Origin of the sequence: Arthrobacter sp. E44 (genome assembly GCF_041877125.1) — a bacterium.
In the GTDB taxonomy this organism is placed as follows: domain Bacteria; phylum Actinomycetota; class Actinomycetes; order Actinomycetales; family Micrococcaceae; genus Arthrobacter.
Genome location: NZ_JBHDJA010000020.1, coordinates 73,287 through 86,384, shown reverse-complemented (window position 1 = coordinate 86,384; position 13,098 = coordinate 73,287). Strand labels below are relative to the sequence as shown.

At 68.6% G+C, this 13,098-nt stretch carries 9 protein-coding genes; 6 read left to right on the top strand and 3 right to left on the bottom strand.

Annotation, left to right across the window (positions count from 1 at the left end):
• Positions 1-183: 183 nt before the first annotated feature.
• Positions 184-1,584, top strand: coding sequence for a DHA2 family efflux MFS transporter permease subunit (locus ACETK3_RS16815; RefSeq protein ID WP_373993217.1), 1,401 nt, complete (start codon positions 184-186; stop codon positions 1,582-1,584).
• Between the two features lie 78 nt (positions 1,585-1,662).
• Here ACETK3_RS16815 and ACETK3_RS16810 read toward each other — a convergent pair whose 3' ends face one another.
• Together ACETK3_RS16810 and ACETK3_RS16805 are read right to left on the bottom strand one after the other, a co-directional pair.
• The gene (locus ACETK3_RS16810) at positions 1,663-2,499 is read right to left on the bottom strand and encodes an alpha/beta fold hydrolase (protein WP_237429589.1); all 837 of its coding nucleotides are present in this window, start codon (positions 2,497-2,499) and stop codon (positions 1,663-1,665) included.
• Between the two features lie 58 nt (positions 2,500-2,557).
• Positions 2,558-3,229, bottom strand: coding sequence for a TetR/AcrR family transcriptional regulator (locus tag ACETK3_RS16805; protein ID WP_373993216.1), 672 nt, complete (start codon positions 3,227-3,229; stop codon positions 2,558-2,560).
• Between the two features lie 239 nt (positions 3,230-3,468).
• Here ACETK3_RS16805 and ACETK3_RS16800 point away from each other — a divergent pair, with 239 nt between their 5' ends.
• From ACETK3_RS16800 to atzF, 5 genes are read left to right on the top strand one after another with little or no spacing between them, the layout of a single operon-like run.
• On the top strand, positions 3,469-4,971 hold the full coding sequence (locus tag ACETK3_RS16800) for an amino acid permease (protein ID WP_373993215.1): 1,503 nt from the start codon (positions 3,469-3,471) through the stop codon (positions 4,969-4,971).
• Positions 4,972-5,014: 43 nt separating this feature from the next.
• Complete coding sequence (locus ACETK3_RS16795) at positions 5,015-5,890, top strand: urea amidolyase associated protein UAAP1 (protein ID WP_236800596.1); 876 nt, start codon at positions 5,015-5,017, stop codon at positions 5,888-5,890.
• Positions 5,887-6,564 (top strand): urea amidolyase associated protein UAAP2, encoded by a 678-nt coding sequence (locus tag ACETK3_RS16790; protein ID WP_236800597.1) that lies wholly within the window; start codon positions 5,887-5,889, stop codon positions 6,562-6,564. Before ACETK3_RS16795 ends, ACETK3_RS16790 begins: the two co-directional genes overlap by 4 nt.
• A complete protein-coding gene (gene uca / locus ACETK3_RS16785; RefSeq protein ID WP_373993214.1) occupies positions 6,561-10,289 on the top strand; it encodes an urea carboxylase in 3,729 nt (1,242 codons plus the stop codon). Before ACETK3_RS16790 ends, uca begins: the two co-directional genes overlap by 4 nt.
• The gene (atzF, locus tag ACETK3_RS16780) at positions 10,286-12,148 is read left to right on the top strand and encodes an allophanate hydrolase (RefSeq protein ID WP_373993213.1); all 1,863 of its coding nucleotides are present in this window, start codon (positions 10,286-10,288) and stop codon (positions 12,146-12,148) included. Before uca ends, atzF begins: the two co-directional genes overlap by 4 nt.
• Here the strand turns inward: atzF and ACETK3_RS16775 are convergent.
• Positions 12,126-13,058 (bottom strand): alpha/beta fold hydrolase, encoded by a 933-nt coding sequence (locus ACETK3_RS16775; protein ID WP_373993212.1) that lies wholly within the window; start codon positions 13,056-13,058, stop codon positions 12,126-12,128. The genes atzF and ACETK3_RS16775 overlap by 23 nt on opposite strands.
• Positions 13,059-13,098 lie beyond the last annotated feature (40 nt).

Sequence of the window (13,098 nt, the reverse complement as noted above, 5' to 3'; positions counted from 1 at the left end):
CGGCTCGAACACCTCCGCGGATCCGCTCTCGGCTTCCGGAACCTCACCAACTACACCGCCCGATCACTGCTGGAATCCGGCGGATTCAGACCGAAACTACACTCTCAATTCTGAAGAGCCGGAAACCGCGACGATTTCCGCGGTGGAGTCCGCCAAGGAGCCCAGCCCGCTGCGCCGGAGAAGATGTCCCGGGAATCGGTGACTATCATCAGCACGCTGCTGGTGGCGACGTTCGTGGTGATCCTTAACGAGACCATCATGAACGTCGCCCTGCAACGGCTCATGGTGGACCTGCGCGTGGATGCGCCCACCGTCCAGTGGCTCTCCACCGGCTTCATGCTCACTATGGCCGTGGTCATCCCCACTACCGGCTTCATCCTCCAGCGGCTCTCCACGCGGGCCGTCTTCCTGCTGGCCATGGGCTTGTTCGCCAGCGGAACAGCGCTTGCCGCGGTGGCCCCCGGGTTCGAGGTCCTGCTACTGGCCCGTATCGTCCAGGCGGGCGGCACCGCCATCATGCTGCCCCTGCTGATGACCACCATCCTCACCCTGGTCCCACTGGCCAAGCGCGGCGCCGTCATGGGCAACGTGAGCATCGCCATTTCGGTGGCACCGGCCATGGGTCCCACCGTCTCCGGCCTGATCCTGGAGCACTTCACCTGGCGCTTCATGTTCGTCTTCGTCCTGCCCGTAGCCCTCGCCGCGCTGGCCATTGGTGCCAAGTACCTCACCAACGTGGGCGAGACCGAAAAGGGGCGGCTCGACGCGCTGTCCGTCATCCTCACCGTCCCGGCCTTTGGTGGCCTTGTGTACGGGCTCAGCCAAATCGGCGGCGGCCATGGCGGCCAGGCTGGTCCGGGCGCCGGTGCCATCGCGGCCCTGGTCATCGGAGTCGCTGCGCTCACGGTATTCGTGCTGCGCCAGGTCCGGCTGCAGAAGGCCGCCGCGCCGCTGCTGGACCTTCGCGCCTTCAACTTCCGCATGTTCACCGTCTCGGTCCTGCTGATGGTGGTGGCCATGATGGCCCTCTTCGGCGGCGTCATCCTGCTGCCGCTCTACCTCCAGCAGGTCCGCGGCCTGGGCTCGCTCGAAACCGGCCTTGTCCTGCTTCCCGGCGGCCTGGCCATGGGCCTGCTGGGCCCGGTCATCGGCCGTGCGTTCGACAAGGTGGGTCCGCTGCCCCTCACGGTCACCGGATCCATCCTGATGGTCGTCACCCTCTGGCAGTTTTCAATGCTCGACGCCGGCACGGCCGTTTGGTGGATCGTCACCCTGCACGTGGGGCTGAGTTTTGGCCTGGCACTGCTGTTCACCCCCGCTTTCACCACGGGACTGAACCCGCTGCCGCCGCACCTCTACTCCCACGGGTCTGCGATCATGAGCACCACGCAGCAGGTGGCCGGTGCCGCCGGCACGGCCTTGCTGGTGTCGATCTTCGCGGTGGTGAGTGCGGCGTCCGGACTCGTCGCCGGGATGAGCGCCGCGTTCATGACGGCAACCGTCATAGCCTTTGCCGCCGTCGTGCTTTCCGCCATGATGCGCAAGACCGAAGGTGCCGGTCCGGGCCACGGCGCAGGGCACTAACCCTGGCACCGGCCCAACTGACTTGCAGTAGTTGTCGTTTTGAGCGTCCAAAACGACAACTACTGCGAGCTACATGGGTCAGCCGGCGTAGAAGTCGCTCAGTTCCTTGATGAGCTTGTCCGGGGCCTTGATGGCGCCGTCGTGGCCGAAGCCGGGCAGGATGGTGTAGCTGGAGCCGGACAGTACGTCGTGGATCTGGCCGCAGGCGATGCCGAAGTAGGCCGGGCTCTTTTCGCCCACCACGATCAGCGTCTCCAGCGGCAGGTCCAGGAACGGCTCGGCAGGCATGTCCGCGGCGATGATGGCCTTGATCTCACGGACGCCGGTGCGCATGAGTTCGCGCTGCTGCTTGCCTTCCGTGGTGCCGGCGGTCAGCTTGTTGGCCAGGGTCAGCATGGACAGCGGCATGCGCGATGAGAAGGATCCGCCGGCTTCCAGGCCGCGCTGGATCACGGCGAGGGCGCGGTCATCGTCACCGGCGGCAATGGCCCGCTCATACTCAGCAATCCAGTCCGCGCTGACGCTGCCGTTCACCGACACCGCGGGGTCGTAGACTGCGAGCCGTTCCACGGGGAGGGTCCGCGCGGCATGCAGGGCAACGGCCCCGCCGAAGCTGTGCCCAAAGACGTCCGTGCTGGAGGTGTGCTTCATGACGGTGTCGAGGTCCCGGATGTCCACGTCCAGCGTGTAGTCCTCAGGCTGAGGCGACGACGAGCCGCGGCCTCGACGGTTGAACGTGTGCACGGGCCGGCCCAGGGCCGCGCTCAGTTTTTGGGCGAACCTGGTGTAGTCAGCGGCCGTCACCATGGAGGGCGGCACCACCACCACACCGGAACCGGCCGAAGCCAGTTCCGCGCCCGTGGAGAAGAGCTCCACAGTGCCGCCGTCGGGGGTCCTGATGTTCTCTCGCGTCATGCTCCGAGCCTAGCCGAGCAAGCCGGGTGGGGGCATCACGGACGCGGGCGTCTCCGGCTCAGGCCAGCTGCTGAATGAGGGCCTGGCTCGCCGCGCGGATGGCCGGCAGTTGGTCCCCGAGACCGCAGAGGATCAATCCCGCATCCGCCGCCTGCATTGCAGACTCCGCCGTCACGGCACCATCAGCCCGCAAATAGATCAGGGATTCGACCAGGCGGAACGTGAAGTCGCCGCCGTCCGGGCCGATCACGGTTGCTGACAGCCCGCCGCCCAGCTCCCCGTACAGCCGCCGGAGCTCCTGGCGGTGGCTGAGGAACCGGGCGAAGCGCGTGGTGCGCACCTCGGGCAGGTGGTATAGGACGCCAAGATTCCACCGGGCGCTGCACAGCTGGGTGCCGTCGTAAAGCGCGACGGCGTGAAGCCGGCTTCCAGCCGGGCTTTCCGTCTCAGGACGGTCGGCGGGCAACGCGGCAACTGCGCGCGCGAACTTCAGGCCCCCTGACACCGTCCCCTCCAGGAGGTCCTCGAGGATGTCGTCCTTGGTTTTGAAGTGATGGTAGAGGGATGACTGCCGGATTCCCACGGCGTCCGCGATGGACCGGGTGGAGGTGCTGGCGAAGCCCTGCGTGGTAAAAAGCTCCGCCGCGGCGTCGAGGATCTCGTCGCGGGCGGTAGCCCCTGGCCGCGAGGGCTGCTGGTGGCGGGGGCGTCCCGGTCCGGCTGAAGTCACGGCCCCATTGTTGCACTGGCGGATGGACCAGGGGGCAGCACGAAAACGGCCGGCAGGAATGGTGAGGGGACGGAAATCTGCGCGAAACAAGATGTCTATCCGCCTTTTACAGAGGTGAAACTGTTTGGGGACATCCCGCTGGAAAACTATCAATTGACCGGTAATCAGCAGCCTTCGGCCGAGCGCTGCAGTGCCGGGAGGCTTTGCCCCCCAATCCCTTTCCAGCCCGGAGATTCCCGATGACCTCAACCGTTCTCCCCACCGTCCACCAGGACGATGCAGACCTGACGTCCCTTGGCTACCAGCCCACCCTCCACCGAAAGCTCGGCCGCTACGCTTCCTTTGCCGCTGGCTTCTCTTTCGTTTCGATCCTCACCACCATCTTCCAGCTCTTCGCGTTCGGTTACTCCTTCGCCGGGCCCGCGTTCTTCTGGACCTGGCCTGTTGTCTTGGTGGGCCAACTGCTCGTGGCGCTGAACTTCGCCGAGCTTGCCGCCCGCTACCCCCTCTCCGGCGCCGTGTACCAGTGGGCACGCCGCGTCGGGGGAGAGGGCGTCGGCTGGTTCGCGGGCTGGTTCATGGCCATCGCGCAGGTGGTCACCGCCGCTGCCGCCGCCATCGCCCTGCAGGTGGTCCTTCCCCAGCTCTGGGACGGCTTCCAGGTAGTGGGCGGCGACCCGGCGCTCAACACGGTGACTGGCGCCAGCAACGCTGTGGTCCTGGGCGCCGTACTCCTGGTGGCCACCACCATCATCAACTCCCTGGGCGTGAAGCTCATGGCGCACGTGAACTCGGTGGGCGTCACCTGCGAGATCGTGGGTGTCGTGGCCGTGATCCTGGCCCTGGTCAGCGCCGCCCAGCGCGGACCGGACGTCGTGGCGGACACCACCGTGCTGCAGGGATCAGACCTCGGCGCCGTGGGAGCCTTCCTGGTCTCCGGGCTGATGGCCGCCTACGTCATGGTGGGCTTCAACTCCGCCGGCGAACTGTCCGAAGAAACCAAGGTCCCGCGCCGCACCGCTCCGCGGACCATCCTCTCCGCCCTGCTCATCTCCGGCATCGGCGGCGCCCTGATGATCATCACCGCCCTGATGGCCGCACCCAGCCTCGATGACGGCCGCCTGGCCACCGAAGGCCTTCCCTACGTCCTCACCGCGGTCCTGGGCACCTTCTGGGGCAAGGTCCTGCTGGTGGACGTGGCCATCGCCATCTTCGTCTGCACCCTGGCCATCCAGACCGCCGGGTCCCGGCTGGTCTTCTCCATGGCCCGCGACGGCAAGCTCCCGGCGTCGGCCCTTCTCTCCTCCGTCCACCCCACCCGCGGCACGCCCATGTGGCCCTCCATTGTGATCGGCGCCCTGGCAGTTGCCGTGCTGGCCATCAACGTGGGCAACGCGGCCCTGTTCACCACGCTCTGCAGCGTCTGCATCGTGATGGTCTACCTGGCCTACCTCCTGGTCACCGTCCCGCAGTTGGTCAACCGCCTGCGCGGCGACTGGGACCGGGTGGGACAGACCATGCCGGCGGGCCTGTTCTCCCTGGGCCGGTGGGGCCTTCCGGTCAACATCCTGGCAGTCCTTTACGGCGGCGTCATGGTGGTCAACCTCGCCTGGCCCCGGCCCGAGGTCTACGACCCCTCCGGCGAAAACGGGCTCCTCCTCTGGTCCGCACCACTGATGGTCACGGCCGTCCTGCTCCTGGGCGTTTGGGTCCGGCAGCGGAACCTGGCCGCCAAAGCCTGACACCCGCAGATCTTCCGAAAATTCCAGCAACTACAGGACTGACATGACACAGACCCTCGAAACACCAGTAACCGGCACGGCCACGACGGCCGGCGCCCGCGCCCACGCCCGCGAGCAGCACGGCAAGACAGCCGAGAGCATGCGCCACGTGCCGGCAGCGTCTGCCCCGGCCCGCCTTTTGGCCGGAATGCCCGACGGCGTGATCCCCACCTGGGCCGAATCCCTCGCCTTTGGCCGCTACACCACCATGGTCCTGGCCCGCGGCACCCGGATCCGCCTCACCGACACTGCCGGCGACGCGTGTGTGCACGCCCTTCTGTACCGCGCGGGCAGCCTGCACGAACGGCTGAACATCGCGGACACCGTCAAGGTTCCCTGGCAGGCCTACCCCGGCACGGGCCACCCGCTGCTGTCCGACGCCGGCCGTCTGATGGCCACCATCGTCGCGGACTCCTCATCGCGCCACGACACCCTCACCGGCGCCACCACGCTGGCAGGAAACACAGCCAAGTACGGCGCCGGAGCCGCCCACAGCTCCTCCCCGGCAGCGCGCGAACTGCTCACCCTGGGCGCACTCAAGAACGGCCTCGGCACCAGGGATGTGGCGCCGTCGCTCTCCTTCTTCAAGGGCATCACCGTGGACCCCGCCGGCAGCATCACCTTCACCGGAAGTGCCGGGCCGGGTGCCGCCGTCGAACTCCTGCTCCAGATGGACGCTGTGCTGGTGCTGGCCAACACCGCCCACCCGCTGGACCCCCGCCCGGACTTCGCCGGGACCGCCATCGACATCCTTGCCTGGCACGCACCGCAGGACCTCGAGGAGCTGGAAGCCGGCTCGCTCACCGGCCCGCTGGCGCCCGAACACCGGCAGGCCCTCCGCAACACCGAACACGACCTCACCGCAAGGAATGCCCGATGAACACCGCCACTGACACCAAGCCCATCCCGGACGCCGCCGAAACCGCGCTCGCCGCAGGCACCGTGATCCTGGACGAATTCGTCGAGGCCCGCGGCCCCTGGTCAGCGGTAGTGGCAGCCGGCGACGTCCTGACCATCGTGGACCTGGAAGGCAACCAGGCGGTGGACTGCCTGCTGTACTCAGCAGCCGACACCACTGTGCGTTACTCCGCTCCGGCAACCATCGCCGCCCAGCAGTCGATCGTCCTCACCACCGGCTCAGTCCTCCGGGCCGACACCGGCGCACCCCTCATGACCGTGGTGGCAGACGAAGTGGGCGTGCACGACACCGTCGGCGGCGCCTGCTCGCAGGAATCCAACACGCTCCGCTACGGACAGCACACCCGCGAACAGCACGCCTGCGTGGAGAACTTCCTGATCGAGGGCTCCCGCTGGGGCCTGGGCAAACGGGACCTGGTGTCCAACATCAACTGGTTCATGAACGTCCCGGTGGATCCGGACGGCGCCCTGGGCATTGTGGACGGCCTGTCCGCCCCGGGCAAGCGCGTGGCACTCCGCGCGGAGGTGGACACCCTGGTGCTCGTCTCCAACTGCCCGCAGATCAACAACCCCTGCAACGGCTTCAACCCCACCCCCGTCCGCATGATCGTCACCCGGCCGAAGGCAGCACGATGACCACATTCCATACCCTGCTGGTCGCAAACCGCGGCGAGATCGCCTGCCGCATCATCGAGTCAGCCAGGAAGCTGGGCCTGCGGACCGTTGCCGTGTTCTCGGAGGCGGACCGCGGCGCCAAGCACGTCCGGCTCGCCGACGAAGCCGTGCTGCTGGGACCAGCCCCTGCCAAGGAGTCCTACCTCCGGGTGGACGCGCTCCTGGCCGCGGCCAGGGCAACCGGCGCGGGCGCCATCCACCCCGGCTACGGCTTCCTGTCAGAGGATGCAGCCTTCGCCGAGGCCGTGGAAGCGGCCGGGCTCGTGTTCGTGGGTCCCACCCCGGAGCAGCTGCGCATCTTCGGCACCAAGCACACAGCGCGCGACGCCGCCCGGGCGGCCGGGGTGCCGATGATCGCCGGGTCCGGGCTGCTTGCGGACGTGGACGCCGCCGTGGCGGCCAGCAAGGAGATCGGCTTCCCGCTGATGCTTAAGGCCACCGGAGGTGGCGGCGGCATCGGCATGACCGTCTGCCGTTCCGAGGCCGAGCTGGCCGAAAGCTTCCCCCGCGTTGCCCGGCTGGCCAGCGCAAGCTTCGGCACCGCGGGCGTTTTCGCCGAACGGTACGTCGAGAACGCCCGGCACGTGGAGGTCCAGGTCTTTGGTGACGGCGAAGGCCGGGTGGTCAGCCTCGGCGACCGGGACTGCTCGCTGCAGCGCCGCCACCAGAAAGTCCTTGAGGAAGCCCCGGCTCCGGACCTCCCGGCGGAGCTGCGGGAAGAACTGCACCGCAGTTCCCGGGCTCTCTGCGCCTCGCTGAACTACCGCTCCGCCGGCACGGTCGAGTTCGTCTACGACGCCGCCCGCAAGGAAGCCTCCTTCCTGGAAGTCAACGCCCGGCTCCAGGTGGAACACCCCGTCACCGAAGCCGTCACCGGCGTGGACCTGGTGGAATGGATGCTCTGCCTGGCGCAGGGCGGGAGCGAAGCACAATCAGTGCTGGAAAACGTTCCGGACGCACTGCCGGTTTCCGGCCACGCTGTGGAAGCCCGCCTCTACGCCGAAGACCCGGCCCGCGGTTTCCAGCCCAGCGCGGGAACCGTCACCAACGCCGTATTCCCTGCAGCGGATGAAGCCCGCGTGGACGCCTGGGTGGAAACCGGCACCGAGGTTGCCACCAACTACGACCCCCTCCTGGGCAAGATCATCACCGCCGGCGAAAGCCGTGCGGACGCCTTTGACCGGCTCGCGTCCGCCCTGGACAACACCCGCATCGACGGCATCGAGACCAACCTTGGCATGCTTCGGGCCGTGAGCGGGATGGACGTGGTCCGCAGCGTCCTGCACTCCACCAGCACCCTGGACAACGTGGGGGATCCTGAACCGCGCATCACCGTGGGCCGCCCCGGCCTGCAGACCAGCGTGCAGGACTGGCCCGGCCGCACCGGGCTGTGGCAGATCGGTGTCCCGCCGAGCGGCCCTATGGACGATCTCTCCTTCCGGCTTGGCAACACCGCCCTCGGCAACCAGGAAGGCGCTCCCGGCCTGGAGTTCACCATGACCGGTCCCAGCCTGACCTTCACGCATCAGACCACCGTGTGCGTCACCGGCGCGGAAGTGGTGGTGACAGTAGACGGAACGGAGGTGCCCGCCTGGACGCCCGTCACGGTCCCCGCCGGAGGAACCCTCGACGCCGGCACGGCCGCCGGAACGGGCCTGCGCGGCTACATCCTGTTCCAGGGCGGCCTGGACATTCCGCAGTACCTGGGCAGCTCCTCCACCTTCACCCTGGGGCAGTTCGGCGGCCACGCCGGACGCGTCCTTCGCGCCGGTGACGTGCTCCGCACGGTGAAATCCGGCGTCGAACAAATTCCCGCCGCTGCAGTGCCGCTCGACAGCCGCCCCGCGCTCACCGCCACCTGGGAACTGGCCGTTGCTGAGGGTCCGCACGGCGCCCCCGAGTTCTTCCGGAGGGAAGACATCGAAGAGCTCTACGCCGCGGAATACGAGGTCCACTTCAATTCCGCCCGCACCGGAGTCCGGCTCATCGGACCCAAACCCCGCTGGGCCCGGACCGACGGCGGCGAGGCAGGCCTGCACCCGTCCAACATCCACGACACCGCCTACTCCGTGGGCGCCCTGGACTTCACCGGCGACACGCCCATCCTGCTCGGCCCGGACGGCCCCAGCCTCGGCGGCTTCGTCTGCCCGGCCACCGTGGTCACCGCCGAGCGTTGGAAGCTGGGCCAGCTCCGCCCGGGGGACAAGGTCCGGTTCGTGCCCATCAAAGCCAGCCAGGCGCCGTCGGCCAAGGACCTGGGACCCGGACGCCAGCTGGTGCTCCCGGGCGACGCGGACTGGACGTCGGATCCGTCCATGGCCGCCCCCGCACGTTCGTTCCGGGGCGATGGCGACGCCGGCGTGCTGGGCCGGGTTTCCGAAGGTTCCGGCCGTCCCGGCGTTACCTACCGCCGCTCCGGCGATGACAACCTGCTGGTCGAATACGGCGAGATGGTGCTGGACCTTGGCCTGCGCGCACGCGTGCACGCCCTGCACCAGCAGATCGAGGCGCTCCGCGTCCCCGGCATCGTGGACCTCACCCCGGGCATCCGGTCACTGCAGATCAAGGTGGACCCGTCCGTCCTGTCCACCACGCGGCCGCTGCTGGACCTGGTCCAGGAAATCGAGGCCGCGCTGCCCGCCAGTTCCGAACTGGTGGTTCCCAGCCGCACCGTCCGGCTCCCGCTGTCCTGGGATGATCCCGCCACCCGGGAGGCCATCGAGCGCTACATGGCAGGCGTCCGCGACGACGCCCCCTGGTGCCCGTGGAACATCGAGTTCATCCGCCGGATCAACGGCCTGGACTCCGTCAACGACGTCTTCGACACAGTCTTCAACGCCGAGTACCTGGTGCTGGGCCTGGGCGACGTCTACCTGGGAGCCCCAGTGGCCACCCCGCTGGATCCGCGGCACCGCCTGGTCACCACCAAATACAACCCGGCCCGCACCTGGACGCCGGAAAACGCCGTGGGAATCGGCGGAGCCTACATGTGCATCTACGGCATGGAAGGCCCCGGCGGCTACCAGTTCGTGGGCCGTACCACGCAGGTCTGGTCCCGCTACGCGGACTCGGCCCCGTTCGAGCCGGGATCGCCCTGGCTGCTGCGCTTCTTCGACCGGATCTCCTGGTACCCCGTCAGCCCGGAGGAACTGCTGGACCTAAGGGCCGACATGGCCGCCGGGCGCGGCCGTGGCGTGGAGATCGAGGACGGCACCTTCTCCCTCGCCGACCACGAGGCATTCCTGTCCGAAAACCGTGCGTCCATCGACGCGTTCCGGGAAAAGCAGGGCGCCGCTTTCGCAGTGGAACGGCAGGCCTGGGCCGACGCCGGCGAGTTCGACCGGGCGGAGGCGCTCGCCGCCGTCGTTTCCCCTGTGGCCGACGACGTGGAGGTGCCCGAGGGCGGCGCACTCGTCTCCGCCCCCTTTGCCGCCAGCGTCTGGAAGGTGGACGTGGCGGAAGGCGACCGCGTGGTCAAGGGCCAGCCGCTGGTGTCGCTGGAGGCCATGAAGATGGAAACGGTCCTGGAAGCACCCTCTGACGGAATCGTGCTCCGCGTCCTCCCGGCCGCCGGATCTCAGGTGGTGTCCGGCGAGGCGGTGGTGGTCCTGGGCGGCAGTGACCTGGTACCCGTTGATGAAGTCCTGGACCTCGGGGCACAGGACCTGGAGGAGGCGGCAGTATGAGCACCACAACCACCGGCAGCGCCACCCGCCGCGTCAAGGCAGCACTCGCGGCGATTGAAACGGCGGACCGGCCAGAAATCTGGATCACGCTGCGCGCCGCCGAGGACCTCCTGGCCGAAGCAGCCGGAATCGATGCGGCTGTAGCCGGCGGCGCGGACCTCCCCCTGGCTGGACTCCTGCTCGCCGTCAAGAACAACGTTGACGTGGCCGGCATCCCCACCACGGCCGCCTGCCCGGGCTTCGCCTACACGCCGGAGAAGGACGCCGAAGCCGTGGCCCGGCTCCGCGCAGCCGGTGCCCTGGTCCTGGGTGCCACCAACCTGGACCAGTTCGCCACCGGGCTGGTGGGCACGCGGAGTCCCTACGGTGCTGTCCGGGATTCCCGCCGCCCCGGCTACATTTCCGGCGGCTCCAGCTCGGGTTCCGCTGTTGCGGTGGCGCTGGGACTGGCGGACATCGCCATCGGCACGGACACGGCGGGATCGGGCCGGGTCCCGGCCGGGCTGCAGGGCATCGTCGGGATCAAGGCCACCCTCAACGTGGTCTCCACAGCCGGGGTGGTGCCGGCCTGCCGGTCCTGGGACGCCGTCACCATCTTTGCCCGGCACCTGTCCACCGCCGAACTGGCCATGGGCATCATGGCCGGCAATTCACGGGCCTGGCCGGCGGACATCCGGCTCGCCGCGCCGTCCCGGCCGCGGGTTGCATACCCCGCGGCGCTGCCTGCGCTGCCGCCGGAATGGGCCGCGGAGTTTGACCGGCAGGTTGACCGGCTGCGATCCTCTGGGGTGGCCGCCGAACCGGTCGAATTCGACGACTTCCTCCAGGCTGCCCGGCTGCTGTACGACGGTGGTCTGGTGGCCGAACGGTACGCCGCGGTGGGCAGCTTCCTGGAGAACCACGACGGCGGCACGGACGGCCAAGTGGGAATCGATCCGACAGTTCGGGGCATCGTCCGCGCGGCCGGCGAAGTGCCTGCCCACCGGTACGTCGCTGATACCGGGCGGCTGGAGGAACTCAAGGCCAGGGCCATGGCCCGGCTGGAAGGCTTCGACGCGTTGCTGGTTCCCACTGCGCCGTTCCACCCCACGCTGGCAGAAGTAGCTGCCGACCCCGTGGGCGTGAACTCGCTGATGGGCACCTACACCAATTTCTGCAACCTGTTCGATCTGTGCGCAGTGGCCGTTCCCGCCGGGGAGGTGGACGGCGCCCAGTTTGGACTCACGGTAGTGGGCCGCACTTTCGATGACGCCGTGGCTGCCGACATCGCGCGCCGGATCGAAACCACTCCCGCGCCGCCTGCGCTCTTTGCTAAGGGAGCTACGGTTCCCGGCGCCGTAGGCGGGGCCGGCCCGGAAGGCGGCAGGCCGTCGTCGTCCGCTCCCTGGCCGTTGGCCGCAGGTGCCCAGGCCGTGCCGCTGGTTGTGGTCGGGGCCCACCGCAAGGGCCAGCCACTCGCGCCGCAACTGGAGGAGCTCGGGGCGTTCTGGGACGGCCCGGTCCGGACGGCGGCGCGCTACCGGATGGTGGCGCTGGACACCGTGCCGGCCAAACCCGGCGTCTACCGGTCCGACGACGGCGCCGAGTTGGTGGGGGAGCGGTGGCTGGTGTCCCCGGCAGCTTTGGGGACATTCCTGGCGGGCCTTCCCGAGCCGATGCTGCTGGGGTCCGTGCAGCTGTCGGGTGGGTCCGCCGCCGTCGGGTTCGCCTGTGATGCCGTCGCCGCTGCGGGCGGGGAGGACATCACTGCCTGGGGCGATTGGTTGGCGGACCGGAGCGTGGAACCGAAGCCGCGTACGGTGTGGCGGAACCTGGGGGAAGCTGCCCTTGCGGGGTTCAGCCGCGGGGAACGGGGATAACGCCGGCCTGGTCCGGGCGGGAATCATCGTCCGGGCGGGCCTCCCCGTCCGGACGTTCGTCCTTGAAATACGCTGCGATGGCCTCCACCAGTTCCTTGACCGCTGCAGGGACAGACCCGTGGAAGCACTTGGGGGAGAGCTGGTAGGTGCTGCCCGGTACGCCCGCGTGGAGCCGTTCGGCAGTCTCCCTGTAATAACTGGGACTCTTCCCGCCGGCCATGAAGTGGGTGCCCGGCGGCAGCACGCTGAAGTCCCGGGCGTGATCCTTCTCGTCGTAGGCCGCGCGCAGCTCACCCACGCCGCTGGGCATCACCTGGCGGAAGATTGTGTTCACCTTGGTCCGGGACAGGACCGCCATCAGGCCGGCCAGGACCGGCTCCGGGATCCTGGCCATCGCTGAGCCCGGGCTGGTGGCCTTCTTCATGTGGGCCAGGGCGAGTCCCACCCTGCCATTGTTGACGGCGGCCTCGAACCCGTCCAGCCACCGGGTGTCGATGCTGCCGTCAATGTTCACGGCAGCGTCGTACACGGCCAGCTTGTCCGGGACCAACGGGGTGCCCGTGAACTCCTGGACCGCGTTCAGCGCCACCGATCCGCCCAGGCTATGGCCCAGGATGTTCCGTGCGCCGGTGGCGGCGAGGACGGTCCGGACATCCTCGATCTCGGTGGCCATGCTGTAGCCAGGCGGCTGTTCGGACGAGTTGCCCCGGCCGCGGCGGTCATAGACGTCAACCGCCCAGCCGTCGCCCAGGCCCTTCGCCAGCGCAATCGAGAATGGGCGGTAGATCAGGGCCGTGAGGAATGCGCCGCCAATCAGCAGCACACGCTTTTCGCCCGGCGCGTCCTCGGCGCCGTAGCTGTACAAAGCCAGCTTGCCGCCGTCGTGCGTTGGAAGGACCCGTTCTTTCACCAGCCCATCCTAGGCAGCAAGCCTGCGCGGCAGCTGGGAA